At 59.2% G+C, this 24,134-nt stretch carries 27 protein-coding genes; 1 reads left to right on the top strand and 26 read right to left on the bottom strand.

All coding sequences use genetic code 11. The annotated features are described in order from the left end of the window. Positions 1 to 232: 232 nt before the first annotated feature. The 4 genes from gatB to AAAX31_RS00280 all read right to left on the bottom strand — a co-directional run bounded on the left by gatB (position 233) and on the right by AAAX31_RS00280 (position 4,812). The gene (gatB, locus tag AAAX31_RS00295) at positions 233 to 1,909 is read right to left on the bottom strand and encodes an Asp-tRNA(Asn)/Glu-tRNA(Gln) amidotransferase subunit GatB (protein ID WP_349075745.1); all 1,677 of its coding nucleotides are present in this window, start codon (positions 1,907 to 1,909) and stop codon (positions 233 to 235) included. Next, positions 1,909 to 3,423, bottom strand: a complete 1,515-nt coding sequence (gene gatA / locus AAAX31_RS00290; RefSeq protein WP_349075743.1) for an Asp-tRNA(Asn)/Glu-tRNA(Gln) amidotransferase subunit GatA — start codon at positions 3,421 to 3,423, stop codon at positions 1,909 to 1,911. Before gatA ends, gatB begins: the two co-directional genes overlap by 1 nt. Then, the gene (gatC, locus tag AAAX31_RS00285; protein ID WP_349075741.1) at positions 3,423 to 3,734 is read right to left on the bottom strand and encodes an Asp-tRNA(Asn)/Glu-tRNA(Gln) amidotransferase subunit GatC; all 312 of its coding nucleotides are present in this window, start codon (positions 3,732 to 3,734) and stop codon (positions 3,423 to 3,425) included. Before gatC ends, gatA begins: the two co-directional genes overlap by 1 nt. A gap of 346 nt (positions 3,735 to 4,080) precedes the next feature. Next, positions 4,081 to 4,812 carry a class C sortase gene (locus AAAX31_RS00280; RefSeq protein ID WP_349075740.1) on the bottom strand — a complete coding sequence of 244 codons (732 nt, stop codon included), beginning with the start codon at positions 4,810 to 4,812 and terminating at the stop codon, positions 4,081 to 4,083. A gap of 444 nt (positions 4,813 to 5,256) precedes the next feature. On the opposite strand from AAAX31_RS00280, the gene AAAX31_RS00275 reads away from it, so the two are divergent. After that, entirely contained in the window at positions 5,257 to 5,442 is a 186-nt protein-coding gene (locus AAAX31_RS00275) for a hypothetical protein (RefSeq protein ID WP_303252074.1), read from the top strand. Between the two features lie 154 nt (positions 5,443 to 5,596). Here AAAX31_RS00275 and AAAX31_RS00270 read toward each other — a convergent pair whose 3' ends face one another. The 22 genes from AAAX31_RS00270 to AAAX31_RS00165 all read right to left on the bottom strand — a co-directional run bounded on the left by AAAX31_RS00270 (position 5,597) and on the right by AAAX31_RS00165 (position 24,134). Then, positions 5,597 to 6,625, bottom strand: a complete 1,029-nt coding sequence (locus AAAX31_RS00270; RefSeq protein ID WP_349075738.1) for a GH25 family lysozyme — start codon at positions 6,623 to 6,625, stop codon at positions 5,597 to 5,599. Continuing rightward, on the bottom strand, positions 6,622 to 7,305 hold the full coding sequence (locus tag AAAX31_RS00265) for a hypothetical protein (protein WP_349075736.1): 684 nt from the start codon (positions 7,303 to 7,305) through the stop codon (positions 6,622 to 6,624). Before AAAX31_RS00265 ends, AAAX31_RS00270 begins: the two co-directional genes overlap by 4 nt. 1 nt (position 7,306) lies before the next feature. Further along, positions 7,307 to 7,726, bottom strand: coding sequence for a phage holin family protein (locus AAAX31_RS00260; RefSeq protein WP_349075734.1), 420 nt, complete (start codon positions 7,724 to 7,726; stop codon positions 7,307 to 7,309). Between the two features lie 5 nt (positions 7,727 to 7,731). Then, on the bottom strand, positions 7,732 to 7,857 hold the full coding sequence (locus tag AAAX31_RS00255; protein WP_349075731.1) for a CD1375 family protein: 126 nt from the start codon (positions 7,855 to 7,857) through the stop codon (positions 7,732 to 7,734). A gap of 2 nt (positions 7,858 to 7,859) precedes the next feature. Beyond that, positions 7,860 to 8,228, bottom strand: a complete 369-nt coding sequence (locus AAAX31_RS00250; RefSeq protein ID WP_349075728.1) for a hypothetical protein — start codon at positions 8,226 to 8,228, stop codon at positions 7,860 to 7,862. Next, entirely contained in the window at positions 8,194 to 9,279 is a 1,086-nt protein-coding gene (locus AAAX31_RS00245; protein WP_349075726.1) for an RNA-directed DNA polymerase, read from the bottom strand. The genes AAAX31_RS00250 and AAAX31_RS00245 overlap by 35 nt, the downstream gene beginning before the upstream one ends. Before the next feature lie 346 nt (positions 9,280 to 9,625). Continuing rightward, complete coding sequence (locus AAAX31_RS00240; protein ID WP_349075724.1) at positions 9,626 to 11,188, bottom strand: hypothetical protein; 1,563 nt, start codon at positions 11,186 to 11,188, stop codon at positions 9,626 to 9,628. Between the two features lie 2 nt (positions 11,189 to 11,190). Then, positions 11,191 to 11,991, bottom strand: coding sequence for a BppU family phage baseplate upper protein (locus tag AAAX31_RS00235; RefSeq protein ID WP_349075722.1), 801 nt, complete (start codon positions 11,989 to 11,991; stop codon positions 11,191 to 11,193). Beyond that, positions 11,988 to 12,386: a hypothetical protein gene (locus AAAX31_RS00230; protein ID WP_349075721.1), complete on the bottom strand. Its 399-nt coding sequence runs from the start codon at positions 12,384 to 12,386 to the stop codon at positions 11,988 to 11,990. Before AAAX31_RS00230 ends, AAAX31_RS00235 begins: the two co-directional genes overlap by 4 nt. 12 nt (positions 12,387 to 12,398) lie before the next feature. Beyond that, entirely contained in the window at positions 12,399 to 15,134 is a 2,736-nt protein-coding gene (locus AAAX31_RS00225; RefSeq protein ID WP_349075719.1) for a phage tail spike protein, read from the bottom strand. Further along, positions 15,125 to 15,859: a distal tail protein Dit gene (locus AAAX31_RS00220; protein ID WP_349075716.1), complete on the bottom strand. Its 735-nt coding sequence runs from the start codon at positions 15,857 to 15,859 to the stop codon at positions 15,125 to 15,127. Before AAAX31_RS00220 ends, AAAX31_RS00225 begins: the two co-directional genes overlap by 10 nt. Continuing rightward, positions 15,849 to 18,356 (bottom strand): hypothetical protein, encoded by a 2,508-nt coding sequence (locus AAAX31_RS00215; RefSeq protein ID WP_349075715.1) that lies wholly within the window; start codon positions 18,354 to 18,356, stop codon positions 15,849 to 15,851. The genes AAAX31_RS00220 and AAAX31_RS00215 overlap by 11 nt, the downstream gene beginning before the upstream one ends. 83 nt (positions 18,357 to 18,439) lie before the next feature. Then, entirely contained in the window at positions 18,440 to 18,652 is a 213-nt protein-coding gene (locus tag AAAX31_RS00210) for a hypothetical protein (RefSeq protein WP_294379467.1), read from the bottom strand. Beyond that, positions 18,621 to 19,043, bottom strand: coding sequence for a hypothetical protein (locus AAAX31_RS00205; protein ID WP_349075713.1), 423 nt, complete (start codon positions 19,041 to 19,043; stop codon positions 18,621 to 18,623). The genes AAAX31_RS00210 and AAAX31_RS00205 overlap by 32 nt, the downstream gene beginning before the upstream one ends. After that, the gene (locus AAAX31_RS00200) at positions 19,043 to 19,633 is read right to left on the bottom strand and encodes a major tail protein (RefSeq protein ID WP_349075711.1); all 591 of its coding nucleotides are present in this window, start codon (positions 19,631 to 19,633) and stop codon (positions 19,043 to 19,045) included. The genes AAAX31_RS00205 and AAAX31_RS00200 overlap by 1 nt, the downstream gene beginning before the upstream one ends. A gap of 13 nt (positions 19,634 to 19,646) precedes the next feature. Further along, entirely contained in the window at positions 19,647 to 19,973 is a 327-nt protein-coding gene (locus tag AAAX31_RS00195; RefSeq protein WP_349075710.1) for a hypothetical protein, read from the bottom strand. Continuing rightward, positions 19,973 to 20,353, bottom strand: coding sequence for a hypothetical protein (locus tag AAAX31_RS00190; protein ID WP_349075708.1), 381 nt, complete (start codon positions 20,351 to 20,353; stop codon positions 19,973 to 19,975). Before AAAX31_RS00190 ends, AAAX31_RS00195 begins: the two co-directional genes overlap by 1 nt. Next, on the bottom strand, positions 20,350 to 20,658 hold the full coding sequence (locus tag AAAX31_RS00185) for a hypothetical protein (RefSeq protein WP_349075706.1): 309 nt from the start codon (positions 20,656 to 20,658) through the stop codon (positions 20,350 to 20,352). Before AAAX31_RS00185 ends, AAAX31_RS00190 begins: the two co-directional genes overlap by 4 nt. Beyond that, complete coding sequence (locus AAAX31_RS00180; RefSeq protein WP_349075704.1) at positions 20,651 to 20,974, bottom strand: hypothetical protein; 324 nt, start codon at positions 20,972 to 20,974, stop codon at positions 20,651 to 20,653. The genes AAAX31_RS00185 and AAAX31_RS00180 overlap by 8 nt, the downstream gene beginning before the upstream one ends. A gap of 14 nt (positions 20,975 to 20,988) precedes the next feature. Continuing rightward, a complete protein-coding gene (locus AAAX31_RS00175; protein WP_349075702.1) occupies positions 20,989 to 22,245 on the bottom strand; it encodes a phage major capsid protein in 1,257 nt (418 codons plus the stop codon). A gap of 13 nt (positions 22,246 to 22,258) precedes the next feature. Beyond that, entirely contained in the window at positions 22,259 to 22,846 is a 588-nt protein-coding gene (locus AAAX31_RS00170; protein ID WP_349075700.1) for an HK97 family phage prohead protease, read from the bottom strand. Positions 22,847 to 22,868: 22 nt separating this feature from the next. Further along, positions 22,869 to 24,134: a phage portal protein gene (locus tag AAAX31_RS00165; RefSeq protein ID WP_349075697.1), complete on the bottom strand. Its 1,266-nt coding sequence runs from the start codon at positions 24,132 to 24,134 to the stop codon at positions 22,869 to 22,871.

Here is a 24,134-nt window from a genome sequence, read left to right as displayed (position 1 = left end):
CCGCACAAAAATGGGCGCGCCAACGGCGCGCCCATTCACTCTATTCCATTCAGCCCCACCTGACCCGAACGGCCGAGTCGTCTGGCCGGGGAAGCCCCGAGTCGCCGGGGTGTTTGCTCCAAATGAGTTCCGCATGCAAAGAAGGCCACTAAATGTGGCCTTCGTCTTGCATAGGACTGTTTGAAATTTGGAGGAAACACCCCGGCGACTCGGGGCTTCCACGGCCTCGCAGCTACGAGAGCGACGTTCTCAGCAACTCGTTGAAGAGCTTCGGGTTGCCCTTGCCGCGGCTCGCCTTCATGCACTGGCCCACCAAAAAGCCGATGACCTTCTGGTTGCCGTCACGATACTGCTGCGCCTGATCGGCACAGTTTGCCAGCACTTCGTCCACGATCGGCTGCAGCGCGCCGGCATCGCTCACCTGACGCATACCACGCTCGTCGACGATCTTGTTGGGGTCGTCACCGGTCTGGGCCATAGCCTCAAAGACCTCGTGCGCTTGGTTGGAGCTGATAGCATCGGTCGCCAGCAGCTTGGCAAGGGCTGCCACCTGAGCCGGCGCGATGCCGGACTCGGCGAGCGACACGCCTGCGCCCTTAAGGTAGGCGATCATCTCGTTCACCAGCAAGTTTGCAACCGTCTGGGCCTCCTTGCCAGCCATACCGGCAGCGGCAGCCTCAAAGAACTCGGCAAACTCCGGGTCGCCGGCAATCTGCTCGGCATCGGCCGCCTTAATACCAAAGTCGGCCTCAAAACGGGCGCGCTTGGCATCGGGCAGCTCGGGAATCTCCCCTCGGCAGCGGTCGATGAACTCGTCGTCCAGATCGAACGGCGCCAGATCGGGGTCGGGGAACAGACGATAGTCGTCGGCCGTCTCCTTGACACGCATGACCACGGTGCGCTTGCGGCTGGGCTCCCAGTGGCGGGTCTCCTGATAGATAATGCCGCCCTCCTCGAGCACCTCGGCCTGGCGGCAAATCTCGTAGGCAAGGCCGTCATGCAGACTCTTAAACGAGTTGAGGTTCTTGAGCTCGGTTTTGGTGCCCAGCTTGGTCTCGCCGCGGCGACGCAGCGACACGTTGCCGTCGCAGCGCATGGAACCCTTCTCCATGGAGCAGTCCGAAATGCCCAGCGTCACAAAGATGCGACGGAGCTTCTCCATAAACAGGCGCGCTTCCTCGGGCGTGCGCAAGTCGGGCTCAGTCACGAGCTCAATCAAAGGCGTGCCGCAGCGGTTGTAGTCGACGAGCGACTCGGCCGCGGCGGTAATGCGGCCCTCGGCACCGCCTACGTGCACCATCTTGGCGGCGTCCTCCTCCATGTGGATGCGCAGGATGCGAATAGGCACCGTGTAGGAACCGTCCTCGCGACGCTCGGGCATCTGCAGGTTAGACGCGTCATAGCTGGCCAGGTGGCCGGCGCGCTGATTGCCCTCGCGCATGGTCGACGTCATGGACGTGGCCAGGCCCTCGGCGTTGGCCGAGGCGCTCGCCAGGCTCTGGGCCTCGGCCTCGCCAAACGCGCAGTCGGGGCGCTCGGCGGCACCGCGACCGGTCACGTCCAGGTCCAGGTGGCCGTACATGGCAAAGGCGACCGGACCCTGCGTGGTCTGGAAGTTCTTGGCCATATCGGGATAAAAGTAGTGCTTGCGGTAGAACATCGAATGGCGCTGGATCTCGCAGTTGGTGGCAAGACCGGCCTTGACGATGCTCTCGATGGCGCGCTTGTTGGGCACCGGCAGGGCGCCGGGCAGGCCCAGGCACACCGGGCACACGTTGGCGTTGGGCTCGTCATCGTGGCTGAGCTTGCAGTTGCAGAACATCTTGGTATCGAGCGCGGTGAGCTCGGTATGGATCTCCAGGCCGATCACGGCCTCCCAATCCTGCAGGACCTCGGAAAGCTCCTTCATTACAGCTCGCCTCCCTTCCCGGCAAAATCGGGCGCGACGGAAAGCGCGGGCGCACCCGTGGCGGTATCGGCAAAGCCGCGCTCCAGGGCGCGAGCAAACGTGAGCAGCTGACGGTCCTTAAAGGCCGGACCAACCAGCTGGGCAGAAACGGGCAGCTGAGTGTCCTTGCCCAGGCCCAGCGGCACCGAGATACCACCGTTGCCGCAAATGTTGAGCGAGATGGTGTACAGGTCCGAAAGGTACATCTGCGTGGGGTCGCTAATCTCGCCAAACTTAAAGGCCGTGCGCGGCGAGGCGGGCATGAGGATGGTGTCCACCTTGGCATACGCGGCGTCGTAGTCCTGCGTGATGAGCGTGCGGGCCTTTTGCGCGGCATAGTAGTACTTGTCGTACACGCCCGAGCTCAGCAGGTAGGCGCCGAGCATCTGACGGCGCTTGGCCTCGGCGCCAAAGCCGTGGGCGCGCGAAAGGGAGCTCTGGTCGGACAGGTTGGCGCAGCCCTCCTCCTGGTAGCCATAGCGAATGCCGTCGAAACGTGCCAGGTTGGAGAACGCCTCGGCCGGGCCGATGACGTAGTAGGCGGCGATGGCGGCGTCCAGGTGCGGCAGGTCGACCTCGACCAGCTCGGCACCCTGGTTCTGCAGCTCCTGGGCGGCGCGCTGAACAGCGGCCTTGACCTCGGGCGTCAGGCCCTCGGCCTCCATAAACGCGGGGATGATGCCCACGCGCTTGCCCTCGATGCTGTCGTTGAGATGTTCGGTAAAGTCGACGGCGCAATCCTGGCTGGTGCAGTCGTACGGATCGTGGCCCGCACCGGTAAGCGCGTTCATGGCCAGCGCGACGTCCTCGACCGTGCGGCCGAAGGGGCCAACCTGGTCGAGCGACGAGCCAAAGGCAACCACGCCGTAACGGCTCACGGCGCCGTACGTGGGCTTAAAGCCCACCACGCCGCACAGCGACGCCGGCTGGCGAATGGAGCCGCCGGTGTCCGAGCCCAGCGAGAGCGCGACCTCGCCCGCGGCGACGGCGGCAGCGGAGCCGCCCGAGGAGCCGCCGGGCACGCGCTCGGTATCCCAGGGGTTGTTGGTGCGGTGGAACGCCGAGCTCTCGGTGGAGCTACCAAAGGCAAACTCGTCCATGTTGGCCTTGCCCATGGGCAGGCAGCCGGCATCGAGCATGCGCTGGACGCAGGTGGCGGTGTAGACGCTCTGGTAGTCCCCGAGCATGCGGGAAGCGCAGGTGGTACGCGTGCCCACGAGGTTCATGTTGTCCTTGATGGCCAGCGGCACGCCCGCGAGCGGGGGCAGCGGCTTGCCTGCGGCACGGTCGGCATCCACGCGCGCAGCGGCCTCGAGCGCAAGCTCGGGCGCCACCTGCAGGAATGCCTGGACCCCGCACTCGCGCGCCTCGATGGCGGCAAGGGAGGCCTGAGCCACCTCGGTAGCGGTAAAGTCACCGGCGGCAACGCCTGCGGCGATCTGGGCAGCGGTAAGGGAATCGAAGCTCTGCGCCATTACTCGCTCTCCCCCTCTCCCAAAATGGACGGCACGCGGAAGTAGCGGTCGCGCGCGCTGCCGGCGTTTTCGAGCGCGACGTCGAGCGGCAGGTCGCGCTCGGGCTTGCGCAGGTCGTCGCCCATCACGTTGGACAGGCTTCCGATGGGATGGAACGTGGGCTCCACGTCGGGCAAGTCATATTGCAAGACGGGCTCGAGCATCTGGACGGCGTCGTTCAGGTAGGACGTCATCTGGGCGAGCTCGTCATCGGTCAGTGCGATCTTTGCGTACTCGGCGATGCCGTGCACATCTTTCTCGCTGAGTGCCATAGGCGCTCCCTTCCGCATAACAGTTAAACCGCTCTAGTATACAGGGCAACGCCGGCTTGGAGCAGGTGCTTTACCTAAATGCAGCGAAAACGTAACGAGGACGGCGGTTGGCAGGGCGCGGGCTGGCGGTTCTGCAGCAAAACCGCACCGTCCATAGCGAAAACCGTCCCACCTGCAACGAAGACCGTCCCGCCCACAACGAAGACCGTCGCGCCCACAACGAAAAGCATCACAACATTCGACGCTTTTCGCCAAAATCGCGATTTTCATCGAATGTTGTGATGGTTTGGAAGTCCCGACCACCACAAAGGTACCTGTCCCCTTTGTGGCGGTTCTGAAGAATGTCTTATGCCGAGGCCTTGGCCTTGCGGCGCTTGCGGACCGCGTGGACCACGATGTCCAGCAGCAACAACACAATGGCTACGACCACGATGAGCACGGCAAACTCGCGCTTGCCCCAGTGGCGGCCGGCCAGCGACTTTTGCTTGTCGACGTCCTTCTTGCTGTACTTGGTGCGCACGCAATGCACCAGCAGGCGGTGGTCGTTCACGCCGTAGGGCGTGCAGGTGACGAGCGTCACCTTGTCGGCGCCGGGCTCGATGGTCAGCGACTCCATCTCCTCGGGCAGCACCACCTCGGAGTCCACCATCTTGTAGGCGAGCGTCTTGTTCATGGTGTGCAGCAGCACCAGGTCGCCGGGCTCCAGCGAGTGGATGTCGTCGAACATGCTCAGGTTGCGCATGCCCGAGTGCGCGGTGAGCACGCAATGCGTCGAGGTGCCGCCCACCGGCAGGCTCGTGCCCTCCAGGTGGCCGACGCCTGCCATAAGGACTTCTTCGCTCGTGCCGTGGTAGATGGGCATGCTCACGTCGATGGAGGGGATCTCGACCCAGCTCATCATGGGGTCGCGGTCAAAGATGAGCTGCTGGGCGTAGGGCTCGATCTGGTCGGCGGGAAGCTCGGTGGCCTCGCCCGCAAGCCGCTCGTTAAAGGAGCGCGCCTGGAGCAGGATGCGTTCGCGCTCCTCGGCAGACAGCGCGTCCACGGTGCTGGAGCAGAAGCTACTTACTGCGAACACGATATATGCCAACTCGGTTGAAATCAAGGTAACACGAAGCTGGTTTGCCGTCGTGGCCATCTGCGAACCAAATAATAAAAAAGGCTAATCAATCCCAAATTTCTGCTTGCTTTTCTCTATGGTCTACCCTATAATAATAGATGTCAAGAGGAAAGGAGGTGGTTCAAATGGAAGAGTTTTTGAAGGACTTGGCAGTAGCCGTGATAAGCAGCTTGGTTACAGTAGCGGCGGAAACGGCAATCCAAGCCCTAAGAGAAAAGACCTCTCACAAAGCCGGGAAGCATTCGAAGAGGTCTTGAGCAGAAGGGGCACCGCGAAGGCGGTGCCCCGTCACCAACGATTTTACACCAGGAGAATCGCGATGAAAACGGTTTTAATCGCAGTTGCGGCGTCATTGGCAACAATCTTTGTAATGAGGTGGCTCAGAAGCAGGAAAGGCGGAAAATGATGGTCTACGATTCGCAAAAGCGCGCCGTATCGGCCTACCGCAAAAAGTCGGTGAAGCAGCTCACCATTCGGTTTTACCCCAACGATGACGACGAGATCATGTACCAGTGGTTAAAGAGTCAGCCGAACACAACCGAGTACCTTAAGAAGCTCGTTGCAACCGACATGGAAAAGCATGCATGAAACGCAGAAAAAGCCCGCACCCATTACAGGGTGCGGGCTTAATTCGTTTAATCGTCAAGTTTCGATACGAGCCAAAACACAGGGACGAAGGGGAACAGAAAGGCCGTAATCAGCACGCCAACTGCAACGCCGACGCCCCAGCAAACTTCATCCTTCATACCAGAAGCTCGTTCACGCGCTTCTGAACGGCATCATAGTTGCTTCCCAGGGCGGAACGGCGAGCATCGCCATCACCGTACTCACCGCGAATCACGGCGCGTGCAAGAGCGTCAATGTCAACGCCATTGGCGCGCTCGTTCACGCGAGCCTGAACATCGTCATAACGGTCTGCGAGGATTGCGCGGCGAGTATCGCCGTTGCCGAAAACCCCGTTAAGAACGTCGCTCGCGAGGTCATCGACGCTCGCTGAAGCAGCGCGATTAATGAGGTTTTGGACATCATCATAGCGCGAACCTAGGCGGTTGCGACGATCGCCCCCATTGCCGTACTCACCACGCATGACGGCGGCAGCAATGTCCGCCGTACTTCCCTGCGGGTCATTGGACGGCGCGGGCGCGGGCGTACCGCCGTTGGGGTTTGCGAACTTCGCCCATGCGGCGGCATCCATATAGGCGATATCAAGGTCGAGAAGGCCGTCGTAACCGTTGATGCGTCCATGGGACGTGTACTGATGAATTGCGCAGGAATCCCACGCACCAAACGCGCCAGATGCGAGCCACGGCGAATCCTGGTATCCAGTCTCGTTGTTGTCGGCGTACTGCGCAACCCAGAGCGCATGATTCGGCGCGATGGCGCTCCAATCCTCTTCTGTGCACACACTGCGACTTATGTACACGATGCAGCGCACGCCTGTAAGCTCATATATTCTGTCGAGGAACTGTTTTGCCTTGTCAGTGCCGATGCGCCCGTAATCCTCGTAATCGAGCATGGGAACGCCGACGCCGAAATAGTTCTTGCAGTTCTCATAGAAGTGGTTTGCCTGCGCGATCGGGTCTTCCTTGTTCAGGAAGTGATAGAAGCCCCAGCACTTACCCATGCTGATTGCCTTCTGAATGAACGGGTCGCACGTGTCGTGCACGATTCCCGTTCCCTCCGTTGCCTTGCAGAAGACGAAATCGTAGTCGATAGCGCCGAGGTCAAGCCCGCGCTGATAGTCAGAAATGTCGATGCCCTTCATAGTCATCGTTTATCACCTCTCAAAGCGTTGAAAGAGCCGAAGCCGACGGCTTTAAGCTCTTCCCTCGTCCATGTCTTGATTGAATTCACCCCATCGTCGGGGTCTCGCATCGCGTAGGTGCCGTCATCGTTTCTGCGCCACAGCATCACGACGTGGCTCCCGTAGTTGCGTTCGCCAAGCGTTCCGCTCACGCCAGCGAAGACGATCCAACCGTCATCGACGTATCCGAGCGCCGTATCGGTGTCCCAAAACGTGTCAACGCGGTCGAAGCCATAGCGGTCATGGAGCAGCTGTGTGAACTTTGCCATGTCGTTCACACGGTCGGTAAGGCACGCTTCGCCAACAAGGCTCGAAAGCAAGTCTGGTGTGACGATGACGCTGTTCTCGTAGCTCAGAGCCATAGCGGCGCACGTGAGCCCACAGCCGTACGTGCCGATGGTTCCGTCGCTGTAGGCGCAAGAAACCCATTGGGGGTCTTTCTGCAAGAAGAGCGGCATATAGCCGCTCTTCTGTGTGCTTGCCTGTTTGTCGATGATGGGTTGTGCGTCTTGCACACCGTCGCTGTAGCCGCGCTCGTAGCTCTTGGCGACGCTTGAGCTGTCGACCTGCATGTGGTCGAGCGCAACGCCAAACCACACCGCAAAGCCGATGGCGATGCCGAGCAGCAAAGCGATTGCGAGTTTCATCCTAGCCGCGCTTCGAGACTTCATCGGTTACCGCCTTCGCACTCGCCGCTTCGGCGTCTGCGTGCTCGAAAATCTTCATGATTGGAAGGCTCGCGATATCGGGGTAAGCCTTGCAAAGGTTTTCGAGGATGCTGGCCACCTCCATTACGATGATCGCCACACATACGACGTACACCGTTACGCCGCCGAAGCCAAGGCCAGCGACGTGAGCGCTCAGAATCTCGATGCACATCGCGAGCAGGATGATAAGCGCCAACACGGCCTTGTGCCCAAGCCCAGTGCGCATCGTGGAGCTCTTGAACTGATGGTTCATGATGGCGGAGATGATGCCGCTAATCATGTCGAACAGCATCAACAGGAACGCGCCAGCGATTGCCCAAATCTGCTGGTCGGTGAACGTGTAGATTGCAGTAAAGTCCATAATCTTTAACCTTCCTGGTCGTTTTTCTTGTCTGCTTCGAGCATCGCCGCCACTGCGTCGCGCCACCGTTTCGGAACGCTCTCAAGCGTTCGTCTGCCGCTCTTCACGGCTTCGTAGTAGATCTTTGCCACCGTTACTCACCGCCTACCAAATCGCCGATTTCGAGCAACGCGGCGTTCGTGTCATCGAGCGCGGCGTTGGTTGCCTTGAGCTGCGCCATGAGCGCGTCGATTCGCTCGGCGTCGGTAAGCCCGTCATCCTCGTGCGCTTCCCACAGCTCGTCGAACGCCGCCATCACCTCATCAACGGTCGGCACGCCGACTTGGACGAAATGAAGCTCGTCGGCCTTATAAAACTCGATTGACTTCTCAGCATCGGGGCCGTTATCTGCAACGTCCTTCTCGATGTTCTTGCGAAGCCAAACGTCGGCGCACGCGCCGTCCGCGCGGGCTTCGATGAGCACCGCGTCAGGCTGTGTGGCGGACACTGTCTGATAGCTCATGTCTCTTCCTCTCTGCGGCGCTCACGTGCCGCTTTGCTTGTTTGATAGTCTTGTCGAATCCGTTGCTCGCAACCAAGGCGAGCGAATCTGTGTTTCTAAACCATCCCCAATAGCTGCACACGCGCCTAGCGCGCCCAAGCGTCGGACTTCGCCGGTATTTGCGGAAAGCTCGGCACGCGCGTAGGAAGAGCGTCGGTCGCAGCGTCACGCGATTGCGGCGAACCGTGAAGCCAACGACGTCAACGGGCTCCTGGTCGCCAACTCGACAGACCTTCCACGGCTTGACGTGAAGGCCGAAGTCCTTGAGCAGCAGCCTTTGCAGCTGCCGCGCTGCACTTCGCAAGTTGCGCTTGTCTTGGCTGAACAGGTAGATGTCGTCGGCGTACCAGAGCTGATGCGTAACCATTGGGACGCCGCAACCTCTTCGAACCTTGCGCATGTCTTCCACGGCGTGATAGCCGAACGAAAGAACAAACTGCGCCATCCGCAGGCTGAAATAGCTGCCGATCTCCAGCCCGCCGCCGTAGGTTGCGAGCAGCGTTTCGCACAGGTACAGCACGTCGGGGCTTCGCACGTATCGGCGAAGCATCCGCATGACCACATCGGCCTTGATGGACGGGTAGCACTTGCGAACGTCGAGATGGACGAAGTAACCGCCCTCTTGAACCCAGCGACTCACGGCGTTCGCAGCCATCAGCTGGCCTTTTCCCTTCACGCTGGAAACCTGCCAGAAGCCAACCTTCGCGCGCAGCAGCCGGCTTAGCGCTTCGATGGCCACGTAGTCGCAAACCTGCTGCTTGACGCTTTCGACTCCGATGATGCGCAGCTTGCCGTTTGTCGGTTCGCGGTGCCTGTAGCGCTTGATGGGCCGAAGCGCGAGCGTGCGCGATGCGATTTCGCTCTCGATTTCTGCAATAAGCGACTCGGCGCTGCCGTGCTCGTCGGGTACGCGCCACGCGTTCTTCTTGCCAGCGGGCGCGGCGAGCCACGATTCGTAGGCTCTACCAATAATGGCTCCGTCGATGCGGAGCCCTTTGCAATAACTCTTCAATTGTTCAGACCGTTCTCTCTGGATGCTGTCTGAGAGGTCGCCGACACGGCTACTGTCCCAGTGGTCTTAAAGCCATTTCAGTCAGTTGACCCAGGCCAATGCCCGCTCGTTGCCAGCACGGCGGGTAGTCGCGGCGGAAGTGTTCAGCTGGTTGTTAGTTTTTTCCAGATAGGCGCGAGCCGATGTTCCACCTGGTGTTGCCGGTGCCGTTGTTGCCGTTGACGTACCAAAGGCCAGCATTGCCCCTGTTCCTCAAGTTGCCGAGAGAAAGCCAAGAGAACATGACAGCCCGCGCGCCGCGAATCCCTGTTTTGTCTGCAGAAGGGGGCTTACGCCCCCTCGCGGCTTACGCCGCTTCACCCCTTGAGCGACCATTTGCAGAGCGGCGCGAGCCGAAGGCCCACCGGGTGATGCCGGTGCCGTTGTCGCCGTGGACGTACCAAAGGCCAGCAACGCCCCGGTTCCCCAAGTAGCCGAGAGAAAGCCACTCTCGCCATCCGACGGTGGTGTCCGCGACCTTGTAGTTGCCGTCGCAGATGCCGACGGACGTTGACGCGCCCGTTCCCTGCTGCATCATCAGGCCGCTGGCGGTCTTCGGGTAAAGGCCATAGTTCCAGCCTTCACCAGCAGGGCCAGGGAATGCGCCGATGCTAAGCGCCGAATCGGGCATGCTGCCAGACTTCTCGTTCTTGGTGTCGGGGTTGACCCAGACGACGGTGCCGCTGCCTGTGTATTCGATGAGAACATTGCCAAGAACCTCATACATACCCAAGCCAAGCTCGATGCCCTGGATGACGAACGGCTGTTTGGAATCGGTGCAGCTCGTCGGCGAACCATCTCCCTCAACCATGTCGCATGCGCCAGCGTTCCACGGAGCAGTAGCGAGCTGGTAGGTGGTAGCGGTATTGAACGGCTTCGCAACATCGAAGTAGATCGCGACGTTCGAAGCATCGACAGCCACCTTCTTGATGACCTTCGCGCCGTCGAAGATGTCGCAGTTATAGCTATAGCCACGGTCGGCGCTGTCCCCCGTGTGCGTGCCGAGCATCATCGCCGAGCCTACGAGAACCTGGTCGGCCTTGTCCTTGGCGATTACGACGCGCGTGGTGTTGCTCTCGGCAACGGTTGGCGCGGTGGTCACATCGTAGGCCGTGCATCCAGTGAAGATACTCTGGCTATTTTTGGTAGCGTACTTGAGCAAGAACATCGCCTTCACGTACCAGTCATCGGCGGCGACCTTGAGCGCGTCGCCTGTGGTGGCCGTCTTCATGAGCGAAACGCCGCCGTCGTGGCTCACGCTGCGCGTCTTGACGGGCGCGCCGCTCACGCTGCGCGGTTTGCCGTCCACATCGACCGACAGGGCGTATTTCGCGTAAAGCATATAAGGGCGCTGAGCGCCGTTCGGCAGCAGCGCGGCGGGCTGGCGCTTCATGCCAGGGTGACACGTGTCGGAAACCGCGAGGTTCACCGCATCGTCGGTCTCGGTCTCAAGTGTGTAGAGAACGGGCGTCAGAATCCATGTGTCATCCTTGCGACTAAAACGGCCATCGCCGTTGATCGCCGTGACATAGGGCATGCCATCGGCATCCACGCCACCGTTCACCTCGAAGAAGAGAAACGCACCGTGACCGACGTACGGGTCTACCGCCGCGCGACCGATGACGCCAGGCTGCGGGTTGGCGATGCCAGCGTTCGCGCCTGTCTTCGTGCAGGCAGTAGAGCTGCCTTTCGGAATGCTGACGCCATAATTCTTTCCATCGCGCATCTTTGCGAGCCATGCGGCAATGCTCGCGTTCGTATAGCGTCCAATTTCCTCATTAAAAATGGGGACTGTCGAAGCCCCCATGGATTCGAGCGCGATTGCCACGCGCTCAAGTGTTTCGTGGTCTGCAATGTGCGTCTTCGCCATGCCTAATCCTCCGTGTCCACTAGTGTGATGTACTCGGTATCGCCCACGGTGTCGTAGGCAAGATAGATGCGCTTGTCGGGGCTGATTGAGCCGCGAGCTTCCTCGGCGGCCTTGCGCGCATCTGCCGCCGCTTCGTCGGCGCTGTCCTTCGATGCGGTTGCGGCGTTGGTCGCCGTCTTCGCGGCATCGGTTGCCGCGTCGGCGTTCGCTTTGGCGGTGTTGGCGGCTGTGGTGGCGGCGTTCGCACTTTTAGTCGCGGCGTTGGCCTTACTAGTGGCCGTGTTGGCTGCTTCGGTCGCGCTCTTGCAGATGTTCACAGCGGCGGTGGCATTGTTGACGGCGGTAGTCGCGTCGGTTGCGGCCTTCTCGCCCTTCAAAACGGCTGTTTCGGCTCGTTTCTCAAGTTCCTCGACGGCGTTGTCCCAAGATTGCGCGGGCGCGTTGCCTTCGCGGGCGTCGCGCATGATGTCGAGCGCGAAACGCTCGGTCTGCACTGTCTGCGAGCCTTTTACGAACTCGAAATATGCTTCGTCGGTGTAGCCAGGGACACATGCGAGCTTGCTTTCCTCGCAGACGTGCGTTACGGCGTTGCCCGAAACGGTTGCTGTTCCCTTGTAGTAGTGGATACGATCAGGCAAACGCGCAACAAGGTAGGCCGTATAGCCCGAAAGTGCGAACTCTGCGCCGTTGTCGTAGACGAGCGCCTTGATGGTGGTGCCGCCGCTCTCGCCCTGCGCGATACGGATGCAGTTGTTCCCGCATCCTCGCTTGTCGATGTCAAGCTCGATTGTCTGCGTGTTCATTTCTCTTCACCGCCAATGTTAAGAGCTCGAAGCTTCTCAAGCGCGGCCATAAACGCCCCAATCGGGTCAACTTGCGTTTCGGTTTCATCAGCGGAAGCCGTTGCGACCGATGGGTTTACAATTTCCGCGAGTGCATCGAAACACGCGACTGTCGCGGAAGTTCGCTCATCCACGTATGAAGGCAGAACCAGGGTGATGCCGCTATCGTTCGAGAACGTCTGAGGTTCAACAACGTCGACCGCCTTGACAATGGAGCGAGTTCCGTCGTCGTATTCAGCGACGAACACGATGCCCGCTTCCTCTCCTTTTTGCAGCTGCTCCTTATCGAAACTCTGCAACATGTTCTCAATGTTTCCGACAGGATCATGAGCCCAGTATCTAACGATTTTCGCCATGCGCATTCCTTTCTATCCGGTTCCGACGGTGCTGTAGCCAACGAGGATGCCGTTGATGTATCTCAACTGCATCGTTCCGTAGTGCCATCCAACCGTTCCGTTGCCTGCATCGTGGAGCTCGGAGATGAGCGGTTGGTTGATGTTTCCAGTCCATCCCTGAGTTGTCGTTACGCTCGTGTTAGAGCTTGAAGCCGTCGATATTCTCGGAGACGATATGCGCACGATGCCTTCGGCTTGCAGTTGAAGGCCGTACATCAGCTCTCCCGTTGATGTGTTCCTGGCAGAGCTCGAATAGTCGATATATCCAACGCTTCTCGTCTTGTTGTTGTCGGTCCTGTATCCGTTCATCTGCCCAACGGAATTCAACATCGTGTAATAGTTGCTATATCCACAGCGAAAAGTGCCATTCGCCGTGATGTTGTTCGCTGTCATGTAGTTCGTCGAGAACGCGCCGGTTTTTAGGTTCCAGCTGTTCCGCATAGTTGCATCGGCGATGATTCCAGCAGACATATACGACGCGTTGATGTACACAAGGCCGTTCTTCATGAAAACGCCCTGCGTCTTGCCGTTGTTCGTCAGGAGGTTGAACACCTTGTTCTGCGTCCACGCATCGTCGTAGTCGCTCAAAAGCCCCTGCGCCGTCGCTTTGGCCTTCGATTGCTCGATGATGCTCTTCGCGTAGTACGCCGCCGAGTGATACGCGTTGATCGCGCTCGCATAGGTGCTGTAGGCGCTCTTATAATCGACCATCGCAGTCTTGAGCTCATCCGCAGTTTTGCAGGCGAGCACAATGTCAATGCAATCTTTCAGGTTGTCGTACGCCTGATTCTCTCCAAATGCGGCATCGTATTTCGGCACCAAAACGTTCAGTTTGAATTGCTCGTTGAGCGAAGTGCTCGTGGTTAGAATGCTGTACTCGCTCGAAAGGTCGGATTGCTCCTTCTCGATCGTTTGCAGAATCTTGTTGACGGCGGCTTTCTCGGCTTCAGTCACCACGCCGTCGCTCGCGAGGTTGTTGACGGTTCCGTCGAGGTTGTTGATCGATGTCTTTAGCTCCGATAGCGACTTGTCGGTCTCGCCAAGGTTGTCGGTCAACTCCTTGAGCGCATCGCCTGTGGCGGTGCCAAGGCTTTTGATGTCGCTTGCGTTGTTGCTCGCCCTATTGTCGAGGTCGTTCACAACGCCTTCGAGCGTCCAACCGTTATCGCCATAGTTCACGTCACCTGGCGAAAGCTGAAACTCGCCCGTGTCGAAGTTCCAAAAGTTCTTTCCCTTCTCGTCGGTGAGCAAGCCAGCGCGAACGCGGTCGGCGTGCATGGTTCCGACGTTGATGCAGTCGGCGTTGACGCTTTGGCCCGTGATGAACGTTGTCCAAGCCCACTCGCCGTTGGCGGTGAGCGAAGATGCCAGGCGGATACCCATGCCGTTGATGTTAACCGCCCACATGTTGGACGTCGTTTTGACTGGCGTGCCCGTCTCGGGGTTCAGCGCAACATTGCTGAAAATCTGTCCAAGCTCGAAAGATTCGACTTTGTACGTGCCCGCGGCGTTGAATTGCTTGTTGAGGGCTGATTGTAAAAGCTGCAACCAGCCGACGGAGGGATTCGCCACGGCATCAAAGTTCGCCCGAGAAGCCGCGCCTGATTTCAGCGCATCCGCGACCGTCTCCCACATGTCGGTGAGCGCATCGATCAGGTTGCCGAATGTCACCGTGGTATCGGCGGTCACCAAATCGCGCTCAATCTGCGAGACGCGCCCCTTAAGGCGTATCCCGCTCTCGGCGAACTGTTTGTCGATGATTGCAACGCAATCGCCGAGCGTCACACCTTCCCATGAGCGACCGTAGGCGTGCAGATCGAGCACGTTGGCTTCATACGAAACCGTAGGTTCCTTTACGGTTTCGAGGTAATCTTGCGTCTCCTTCAAAAGCTGAGCGGCGTCCTCGCATTGCTCGTTGACGTACGTATCAACGGCCGGCAAGATTCCGCCGCTTCCATCAGGATGACCCCAAACCTTGGTGGCTTCTGCATCCTCTATATAGTCCTTGCCGCCGTTGATGTCGCCGAACGTCAGGCGGCGACCGTAGCCGCCTGCGTCGGTTTCAACACCCTTGCCGTAGCCGTAGACGCGTGTCTTTGGGTTAGCACTGCCGACGGTGCGCTTTATGTCAACGATGTCCTTAGTCCACGTGAAGCGTTTAGGGCTGCCTTGGTCGCCACGCGAAGCCCGCACGCCGATGTAGCGATGCGTGACCTTAACGCCGTCGGTCTCGATGCGCGTCTCAAGCTCGCCGCCCCATGTCGCGATGAGGTCGGTCAACGCCGCCCGTACGCTCGTATGGTAGAACGTATGCGATGCACTGGCCTTGAGGTCGCATGTTCCGACTTCCCAGCGCGTGCCGCCCAAGATGGACGTGAGCGCTTCGGCCACGCCGCCGCTAGGCCGCTTATCTTCTATATAGTCATCGAGCAACTCGGCGATGGAGTTTATGCAGACGGCTTCGCAGTAGGTCTTGCCGCTTTCGTTGTGAACCTGAGAGACCTCATCGACAAGATGCTCGTGCGCATTGCCTTGACGGTCTACCCAAACGACACGCTGGCCCTTGGAAAGCTCGCGACCGCACGTGATCTTAAGCTCATCGGTTCCGTCGAGCGCTTCGGTGTGTGTTGCGGCAGTGTAAGCCAAGCGCCCCATGTTCTCACCCCAGCGGTCGAACAGGGTAAAGCCGATGCGCGAGATTAAAGCCATCGTTCCTCCCATTCGATAGTTGCTGTGCCGCCTGTAATCTTCAAGTGAGCGCGGCCATTTATCTCGAAGAAATCGCTCATGATGTTGAGTGCCGCGACCGAGCCGTTCACCGTGGCTTGCTCCGTTGCGAAATCGAGCCGAACAATGCTGTCAGCCGTCAATGCCTGAACCACCTCAACGAACTCGCCCGTATCGGTGTTGGTGATACGCCAAGAGCTGCAAGCACCAGGCTTCGCCGTCACTCTCATCGGTGCTGGCAGCGTGCCGCCGACGGCGAACGCCGCTGAACCGCTCACTTCGATGCGTCGGCTTTGGCCGCGATAGTCCGGGTCGCCGATGTGGAACGTCACCGTGCAGCTCGGGCAATCGTCGGTTATCTCATCTAGGTCGGTGCTTCCGCTGACGATAGCCATAAGGTGTCGCGTCGGATCGTCTGGCAGAAACAGCGGCGCGGGCTCGTCAGTCCAGAGCCTTGCCGCAAGTTTGTGGCGGGCTTCCGCTACGTCGCGGCGATGCTCTGTGCGCAGCCACATATCGACCGAGAGGTCGTAGCCATCGCGCTTGACCGTTTTGAAAACCTCGCCGTGCCGCCCCGGCACATCTTCGAACGTCGCATCGACGCTCGCCATGACAGGGCGGCGAATTTTACAGTAAACCAGGCTCGAAAGGTCATGGCCGTTGAACACGATGCTGTCGGTCTGGTTGCGCTTGCGGTTACGCTCCAACGGTCACTCCCTTCTGCTTAAGGCGGCTTGCGATGCCAGCGCCTATTTGCTGACCTGTGGCGTAGGCGTCCATCTTGTCGGACACGCTCGCGTTCACTGTCACGGCGATTTCGACGGCGCGGGAAGCCCCTGCGCCCACGCGGTCGAACGCGCGTGAAACCGCATCCTCGACGCTGGAGCGCAATTTCTTATCTGGCGTGACATGCTCGCCGCCTGCTTCGCCGACGCCGATGATGCTGGGTCGGTCGAAGTAGCCGCCTTTTGCGTACCAATCGACGCTCACGCTCGGCAGCTTCACGACGCCGCCGACGTCGCGCCAAGAAACGTTGAAATGCGGCAGGTTGATGTGCGGCAAGCTGATTCGGATGCTGCCGAATGCAGACGAAATGCGCCCAGGGATTCCGCTAATCGCGTTCCACGCATCGTTAATAGGGCTGGTAATGTTGTTCTCGATTTCGTTGAACTTATTAGCAACCGTTGAGCCAAGACCAGGAAAGCCCAATTTCTCTCCGATTGCGTTGCCCGCGTTGATAGCGTTGTTCTGAGCGTTTTGCAGTTTGGTCGATATGTTGTCTTTGATGCCGTCAAAGGCGTTGCTCGCCTGGTTTCGCGCTTGCTCCCAATCGCCGTTGAGCACAGATTGCAAGGCCCCAGCCGCAGAGCTGCCGACGATCTGGGCCGTCTGCATGTCGTTCTGGATAGAATCTCTAATAGCACCGAATTTTTCCACTGCTGCGGTTTGCAGGTTGCTCCACGTGTCGCTCGCCGAGGTCTTCAAGCCTTCCCAAGCGTTAGATGCGCTCTGCTGAATGCCATTGAACTTGTCTGCTAGGCTGTTCTTCGCCTCTTCGCATTTGCCCGTTATGCCGTCCCATATTCCCTGCCAGAATACGGGAACACCAGCAAAGAAGTTTTGCACGCCTTGCCATTTTTCTGATATCCATCCCGTGAAGCCAGACCACAGCTGCTTGCCTGTCTCGGTCTGCGTGAAGAACCACGTAAGACCAGCAACAGCGGCGGCCACTGCCGCGACGCCAAGCAGAATCGGGTTCGCGGCGATGAGCCCCGTGAACGAAGTCCAGCCGCCGCCGACGGCACCGATAGCGCCCTTGAGCCCGCCGAACGTCTCGGAGACTCCCTTTATCGCGCCGCCGATCTCGGTGCCCGTTTGGAGAACCTTGCCTGCGCCAGTCGCGAGTCCGCCAAACGCGAGCGTCCCAAGTCCGATGTTCGTAACCAAGTCCTGCTGCTCTGGCGATAGCTGCTGATACCAGTTTGAGACCCCCTCAAGCGCAGGCGTCACCTTTTCGAGCAGCGTGGTGCCAAGTTCCAAGACCTTCTCTTTAAGCGGCATCGCCGCTTCGCCAGCTTCCGCCATCTTCTGGTTGAGCTGAGCTTGCTGCTCGCGCGTGTCGAGCATGGTCTTGTTCGTTTCCTGATACGTCTGCCCGATGTCGCCGTACAGACCGTCGAGCGTCTGCGTGATGAGCGTCGAGCGTTCCTGCTCACTACCACATGCGGCAAGCGCGGCATTGAAGGCATCTTCTTTTGTCGCACCCTGGTCTATCTGATCGTTGAAAGCCTGCTGTGCGGCCTGATTTCCAGAAAGCGCGGCGCTCCATTGCTCGTTGCTCGCGGTAGCCCAGTTGAGCGCATCTGCCAAACCGCCCGTTACGGTGCCCGTGTGAGCCGTCTCCTGCGAAGCTTCGACGAGGTTTTCTAGCGGCAGCGCATCGCCGAACTTGGAAAAAGAACCAGCGGCGATGTTCGTCCATTGATCAAGTTCCTGCTGGTTCGTTGTCAGGCGGGACAGATTTTGCGCGGCTTCGGTGGCGGTGTCCTCTTCGCCGAGCAACTTGTAAAAGAGCGTATACGAGTTCCGCGCCTGCTCGCTCGTTCCTCCAGCATCCTTCCATGCGGCGTCCAGCTGGTGGGTCTGCTCGATATTCTCTTCTTGGCTCGAAGCCAAGCCGACGAGCGCCGTTGCTGCGCCGCCGACTGCTCCGGTGATTGTCTTGCCAGCTGTCTCAAGGCCCTTGCCAGCCTTTGCAAGCTTGTCGCTGTTGTCTTGGATGGTTTGGCCGAATTGATACAGCCCAGTTTTGGACGCTTCTGCTTCACGGCTCACGCTTTTTAAGTCGTCGGCATAGCTCTCAAGCTGGTTCTCGCAGATGGCTATCTGAGCCTTCAAGCTCGAATACTGGGCCTGCTCGCGCTCCGTGAGCGCAACACCGCTTCGCTGCTTTTCCTCAAGACCCGCGAGCGCAGACTTGTAGGCGTCGAGCTTCGTCTTCGTCTCGTCGTATGCGCGATTCAAGAGCTTTGCCTTCTCGGTCAAAAGCTCGGTGTTGCCAGGGTCGAGCTTGAGGGCGCGGTTGATATCCTTGAGCGCGCCTTGCGTGTCCTTGGCCGTGCTTTGCACTTTCTTTAACGCGCCTTGCAGCTCGGTCGTATCGCCGCCGAACTTGATCGTAAGGCCCTTGTACGTTACGGCCATGCCTTCACCTCTATTCGTATTTCAAAGATATGAGCGCACAGAACAGCGCACCTTCTCAGATGCGCTGGCGCTTTGCGCTCGCATCACGCCCAAAAGGCCGCTTCGCCCTTGCGAGATTCCTCGTCGTCTTGCGCGTAGGCAATCGCATCGTTGACGAACGAATGTATGTCAAGCAGCGTCTGCACCTGCCGATAGCTGAGCTTTTCCAGGTCGTTTATCGACAAGCCCGCCTGCTGGCACTCGTAGATATAGAGCGCGTCGCAGCTACTTTGCAGCTCCGTCGGCAGCGGCGGCATCGGATGCTTCGGCGGTCGCGGGCTCCACGTTCTTTCCTGCGTTCGGAAAAAAGTTCTCCTGGACGATGCCCATCACGTCGGTAGCCCAACCGTCTGAACGCTCCAGGTCGTACGCGTCGGCGGGAAAGCCCTTCACCCACTCGTCGAACGGCTTGAGCTTGCGGTCGGCAGTTTTCGCACACGCGTAGAAAATCTCAAGCAGCGGAACCACTGGCGCGACGCTTGAGCAAGCCTGAACCTCAAGAACCATGGACACGTCTTCGTTGATATCCTTCGGTCTCTTGCTCCCGTCGGCACGGGCCACGCTGAACTCGCGAGAGAACACGATCGGCGTGAACGCGTTGCACTCGACGGGGTACGTCTCGCCGCCGACGGTAATCTCGGCCACCATTACGCAACCTCAGACGCGGGCGTGAGCTGGATATCAACCTTCTCGAAGAACTTGTCGTAATCAGCAAGGTCGCTATAGCTGTCGTAGCAGCTGCCGCGCCAGCCGTTCGGCAAAGTGACAGGACGCCACGTCAAATCGTAGTCGAGCTGAGTGATATCTGGTTTGTCTTCGATCGTCTTGGAATCCATGCTTGGTGCCTTGATTTGACACGCGAGGAAGCAGCGGCGCTTGTCGATGACGTGTCCGGGCTGCTCGCACATGAAAGCGAACTTTTTCGGCGTCTTTCCGGACGTGCCAAGAACGCGGCCCTTTGCGTCAACATCGAATCCCACAAGCTCGGCGAACAGCTTGCGCAGCTCTGGCGTGCTCTCCGTGTCGTAGAACGAGATCGTTCCGGAGCCGCCGTTGTCCTGAGTTTTGTCAATCCACGGCTCGTTGTCGGCGTAGCTCGTGTTCGTCTCGACGGAAGGCTCCATCTTGATTTCAACAGTTCCGGGAATCTTGACAGGAATTTCGTAGGTAAATGCATCTTCGTCTTTAAGAACGGCGATGTGCGAGTTCTTGACGCCGAAGAATCCGTTTCGTGGCATGTTGTGCCCCTTTCTATTCGAATACGTTTATCTGGTAGGCGGTCTCGATGACGCCTTCGCCGTCGATGGGCGTGATTGTCTTCGTGTATGCGAAACCAGCATCATCGAGCGCGGTTTCGACACGCTGCTCAAGCTTGTAGTCGCGTTCTGCGCAGTAAAGGCCGCAGTCGTACGGCATCCATCGCAGGTACGCCACATTGTCGGCGTACGCGGATTCTCCGTAGCCAGCTTCAATCTCGATGTACGGCGGCGCGGGCCGCTCGTCTGGCTGGAACGCGCCGTTGCTGAACGGCAAGCCAAACGACTTGAGCAACGCCACTAGCTCGTCAAGCGTTTTCATCACTCGCCGCCTTTCGCGAACTCGGCGGCAACCTCGTTGTACACGCCCTCGATTACGTGGTCGCCAGCGACGTGCCCAGGGTAACGCCCGCTCTGGTTGGCGATCGCATGGCCCTTTTCGAGCAGATGCGTGAGCTGATATTGCTTGTTGTGGACGGTGCAGCTCGTGCCAGTCTCGTCCGTCTCGACGCTCGCCGCCCATCCTTTGGCGTAGCTGCCGCCGTGATGTTCCTTTTTTCGGCTTCGCTCGCGCAACAACCGTACGGCCTTCTGGCCAGCGGCGCGGGCGTTGCCTTCAAGGGCTTCGGCGTCATCGTCGATGACCTCTTGCATGTCGTTCACGATGATCGTCGCCAAGTCATCGATATTGATGCTGCTCATCTGTTGCCCGCTTTCTCAACAAGCGTTAGGCGCACGTTGTCGGCACCACTCATTTGCTTGTTGTCAACCGAGTACGTGGTGCCGCCTAGCTCCACAAGAACCTCTCCAGAATACGCACAGGCGCGGATACCGATAATAGCCTGCGGTTTAACGCCAGCCTGAGCCGCCGCATAGTACGCAGCCGCGCTCATCGAGTACACGTTGCACGGAACGCGGCGGCGGCGTTCCTTCTTGTGCGGCACGCCCTTGTCATCGCGCTCGGTCTCGGTCGCGATGAGCGTGCATACGCCGTTCCAGTTACTCATCGGCTGGCTCCGTCCTGTAGGCCGAATCACCGCTCATGGAAGTGAGCATGCATTCGAACGACTTCGTGAAACGGTCTGCATCTGGGTTGTCCATGCCGAAATTGGCCTTGACGTATACCTTGATGGCAAGGCGAATGCGGCCATCGGAGTCGTCGTTGGCCTTCTCGGGAAGGACGCCGCCCGCTACCAGCTCGGAGCGGGCGGCGTCGATGACGTCTGCAATCTCTTCATCGAAGTCGTTGCAGAAAGCGGGAATGCGCAGGGCGGCGCGGCAGGCATCGAGAATGCATTGCTTCTGCTTCTTCTTGTCTGCCATGGCACGAGACCTCCTTATGCAGTCTTTACAGTCAGCTGGGCGAACGACTTGGGCACGGCAAGGCCGCAATCGATCAACTCGTAACCGTCAAAGCAGCGGTTCTGAGTTCCGTCGGACGCGATATAGGGCATCACGTCGGGGCCGTCGAACACGTTGCCCTTGAACAGGTCGGGATAGCCGGCGATGATCACACCGTCGGCGATGGAATCGTCGCGCTTGACAAGCTTGCCGAAGATGTGGCCTTCGACGGACGGGTCGGCATTCTTCTCATCGACGAAATACGAGCGCCCGTTAGCGTCCTCGAGCATGGCGATGTAGTTCCAAATGACGTTGTTGTTCGCGTAGATAATGGCACCCTTGGGCGTGGAGAGGCCGTAGGTGTAGAGCTTGGAGAGCAGGCCAGCGAGGTCGGCTTTCTTGAGCGCATTGGCCGTGGAAGTCTGAATCTTGTTCGTCTTTTCCATGCCGTAGGACTCGTCGGCCAGGCGCGCATGGGCATGAGCGTTGCATCCAACGGACAGTCGTGCGGCGATCTCACTTACGAGATAAGACTGGAAGGATGCGACGGATTGAACGGCCATACGGCGGCTCATCTTCAGGCTCTTCTTAATCTCGACGCCCTCGAACTTGAGCGTGTCGAACGTGTTCTTCTCATCGTCGGTCGGTGCCGCGCCCTCGTCGGTCTGCGCGGCGTCGCCAGCATCAATGGACTTGTGGCGGATAATCTCGAACTGATGGGGGAAGTTCTGCTTCGGCATATCGCCCCACAGAACGGCGGTGTTGTCGATGAGCGAGATAATCTCGTTTTGAAGCTCGACGGGAATGACGGAATCGGTATTGCTCGTCGTGTGGTTGAATGCGGCGCGCTGCTCCATGGCGTGGTTCTGCGCGGCGCGCTCCGCGTCGGTCAGTGCGTAGCCCTCTACCAGCTGGACGCCAGCGCGCTCAGCGACGCCCTTCACCCACGCGCGCTGCTCGGCTGCGTCGTAGTCGGTCACGTCGTAGGCATTGCCAACGCCGACGACATTGGCGGAACGCGCCAGCGGAACGGCATCCACGCGACGGGCGGTGCCGTTCTCGATGGCTGCGCGGGCGTCTGCGACGGTCGCGGCGCGGGTCTGCGCGGTCGCAGTCTGCTGTGCGCGAATCTCGTTGATGTTCTTCGTCAACTCGGCCATGCGGGCGGCGTCCTCATCGGTCGGCTCGGCGTCGTCGGCGGAATACTTGTCGATGAGCGCCTGGAGCTCTTTCAGCAGGTCTTCAAGGTTCATTTTTGTTTCCCTTCTAATTGGTGGCGATTGCCATTACTGCACGCGCCTTTACGAGCGCGTTCTTGCGGCGCACGTGCTCCACGTGCGACTCCTCAATCACTCCGTTGAGAAGGTTTCTTGCACTTATTTCGGTGTTCGGGTCAGCAGGAAGGCTGACTGCGGACACGTCATAAATCTTCTTGACGCGCGTGATTGTCGTGGTGTGCGTGTCTCGGTCGTACTCGGACGCGCCGATGGTGAACGCCCACGACATGCGCGTAACAAGGCCGTTGTCGATTTCCTCGAATCGGTTTCGGGCGGCTTCTGATTTCGAGAGGTCGGCGGCCATGAAAAGCCCGTGCTCGTCGGGTTCGACGATGAGCGTGCCGTTCGACTGGCGCGCCAAAACGTCACCCACATGGTCGAACTGCATGATGATGTCGCTCATGTCGGTATCAACGAATGCGTCTGGGCTGATGACCTCGCGGTACTCGGTGCCGTCCCAAGGGTCTTGCCAAAGGACGTATGGGTCATTGAACGTCGAAGCGTATCCCTCGACGTAGTAGTCAGATTCGATGCGCTTCTCGCGCTTGCCGCCATCGGGCAGGCTTCGCAGCACCATCGACATTGTTCTGTATTGACGCTCATTCGGCTTGGCTGGCATCGTCGTTACCGTCCTTCTTCTTACCGTCGATTGCCGCGACGTTTGCGTTTACCTCAGCCGCCTTGGCGGCTTGCTCGGATGTGTGCTCGCTTATCAAGTCCAGGTCAATGTACTCACCGCGGATTACGTGGCGGTCGCCGCCCTCGTAATGCGGAAGCTGGAACACGTCAGCGCCCTGGTTGCCCGTCATGATTCCTCGGTCGTAGAGCGATGTGACGACGTTGAGCTTTGTTTGATTACTAGCGAACTCAAGGCGGTTCGCGCTGAACATGATGCTGTTGCCGTACGCGATCTCGTTCGGCGTGAAGGTCATGCACGTGAGCACGTATCCAAGCTGCACCGCGAAAACCTCTGTGCGCCCCTCATAGAACGAGTTGTATGTTTCCTCGTCGGCCTTGTTCATAACGATGTCTTCGCACGAGCCGAAGAACCGATATGCAGCCTTCTCGATGCGTTCCATCTGGGCGGCGTCCACCGTGTAGCTCTGCGGCGTTATCTGCTTGACGTCGTTGTATTTGTTGTCATAGACAGCTATACCGCCAGCGTTCGCCGAACCGAGCTGCTTGTTGAATTCCTTTCGGGCCTTCTCCAAGTCTTCGGGATTGCGGTTCTGCGACATCTTGCCTATGAAGCGAATGGCCGCACCTTGCTCGATGGCCGTCTTCTCAGCTTCGTTCTGCGCGTGCATCAGCTCTAGCGTCGGATTGAGCACGTTCGTCCCGTCGCCGAACAAATCGCTTCTGAATTGGTGACGCGTCAACACGCCGACGCGCGACCATTCGAGCATGGTGGCGTCACCGCCAGGGAAAGACAGCTTGAGCCACAGCGTGCCGCCGACGTCGTAGGCTTCGCACTGTCCCGGAAGGACAGGATAGTAGCCCGTGATGGTCTCGGCGTTCCCGTCGAGGATGGGAACGATAAGGCACGTGTCGCACACGTCCAGCATCGTCGAGATGCGGTGCAGGAACTGCGGCGTTGTCATCCACGGGTTCGGCTGCCATTCGAGCGAGCGCGTTGCCAACCGCTGCGCGGTTCCCGAAACCTCGGGTTTCAGCTTGCTCGCGTGGTCGGCGTTTCGCTCGATGATGCTTCGCGTCAGCTCCGCTTCGTAGATACCGCCACTCCACGTTGTAAAGCGCGGCGCGTACGCCGTGAACGTCTGGAAGTAACCGTCCACGGCCTGCATGATCGGCTTGTGGAATACGGCATCGAACATTGAGCGGAACATTGACGTTCGTTTAGCCAC

Origin of the sequence: Collinsella sp. CLA-ER-H5 (assembly GCF_040092375.1) — a bacterium.
Taxonomy (GTDB): domain Bacteria; phylum Actinomycetota; class Coriobacteriia; order Coriobacteriales; family Coriobacteriaceae; genus Collinsella.
Note: the sequence above shows the minus strand (reverse complement) of the source record. Positions and strands in the feature narration are given on the sequence as shown.

Excerpts from the sequence above, each read along its gene's own strand:
- gatA (WP_349075743.1), bottom strand. The coding sequence starts at position 3,423 with ATGGCGCAGAGCTTCGATTCCCTTACCGCTGCCCAGATCGCCGCAGGC.
- AAAX31_RS00195 (WP_349075710.1), bottom strand. The coding sequence starts at position 19,973 with ATGAAAACGCTTGACGAGCTAGTGGCGTTGCTCAAGTCGTTTGGCTTG.
- AAAX31_RS00185 (WP_349075706.1), bottom strand. The coding sequence starts at position 20,658 with ATGAGTAACTGGAACGGCGTATGCACGCTCATCGCGACCGAGACCGAG.
- AAAX31_RS00190 (WP_349075708.1), bottom strand. The coding sequence starts at position 20,353 with ATGAGCAGCATCAATATCGATGACTTGGCGACGATCATCGTGAACGAC.
- gatB (WP_349075745.1), bottom strand. The coding sequence starts at position 1,909 with ATGAAGGAGCTTTCCGAGGTCCTGCAGGATTGGGAGGCCGTGATCGGC.
- AAAX31_RS00200 (WP_349075711.1), bottom strand. The coding sequence starts at position 19,633 with ATGCCACGAAACGGATTCTTCGGCGTCAAGAACTCGCACATCGCCGTT.
- AAAX31_RS00210 (WP_294379467.1), bottom strand. The coding sequence starts at position 18,652 with ATGCCGCCGCTGCCGACGGAGCTGCAAAGTAGCTGCGACGCGCTCTAT.
- AAAX31_RS00175 (WP_349075702.1), bottom strand. The coding sequence starts at position 22,245 with ATGAACCTTGAAGACCTGCTGAAAGAGCTCCAGGCGCTCATCGACAAG.
- AAAX31_RS00270 (WP_349075738.1), bottom strand. The coding sequence starts at position 6,625 with ATGACTATGAAGGGCATCGACATTTCTGACTATCAGCGCGGGCTTGAC.
- AAAX31_RS00275 (WP_303252074.1), top strand. The coding sequence starts at position 5,257 with ATGATGGTCTACGATTCGCAAAAGCGCGCCGTATCGGCCTACCGCAAA.
- AAAX31_RS00215 (WP_349075715.1), bottom strand. The coding sequence starts at position 18,356 with ATGGCCGTAACGTACAAGGGCCTTACGATCAAGTTCGGCGGCGATACG.
- AAAX31_RS00170 (WP_349075700.1), bottom strand. The coding sequence starts at position 22,846 with ATGGTGCTGCGAAGCCTGCCCGATGGCGGCAAGCGCGAGAAGCGCATC.
- AAAX31_RS00260 (WP_349075734.1), bottom strand. The coding sequence starts at position 7,726 with ATGGACTTTACTGCAATCTACACGTTCACCGACCAGCAGATTTGGGCA.
- AAAX31_RS00240 (WP_349075724.1), bottom strand. The coding sequence starts at position 11,188 with ATGGCGAAGACGCACATTGCAGACCACGAAACACTTGAGCGCGTGGCA.
- AAAX31_RS00205 (WP_349075713.1), bottom strand. The coding sequence starts at position 19,043 with ATGGTGGCCGAGATTACCGTCGGCGGCGAGACGTACCCCGTCGAGTGC.
- AAAX31_RS00180 (WP_349075704.1), bottom strand. The coding sequence starts at position 20,974 with ATGGCAGACAAGAAGAAGCAGAAGCAATGCATTCTCGATGCCTGCCGC.
- AAAX31_RS00250 (WP_349075728.1), bottom strand. The coding sequence starts at position 8,228 with ATGAGCTATCAGACAGTGTCCGCCACACAGCCTGACGCGGTGCTCATC.
- AAAX31_RS00230 (WP_349075721.1), bottom strand. The coding sequence starts at position 12,386 with ATGGCGAAAATCGTTAGATACTGGGCTCATGATCCTGTCGGAAACATT.
- AAAX31_RS00235 (WP_349075722.1), bottom strand. The coding sequence starts at position 11,991 with ATGAACACGCAGACAATCGAGCTTGACATCGACAAGCGAGGATGCGGG.
- gatC (WP_349075741.1), bottom strand. The coding sequence starts at position 3,734 with ATGGCACTCAGCGAGAAAGATGTGCACGGCATCGCCGAGTACGCAAAG.
- AAAX31_RS00265 (WP_349075736.1), bottom strand. The coding sequence starts at position 7,305 with ATGAAACTCGCAATCGCTTTGCTGCTCGGCATCGCCATCGGCTTTGCG.
- AAAX31_RS00225 (WP_349075719.1), bottom strand. The coding sequence starts at position 15,134 with ATGGCTTTAATCTCGCGCATCGGCTTTACCCTGTTCGACCGCTGGGGT.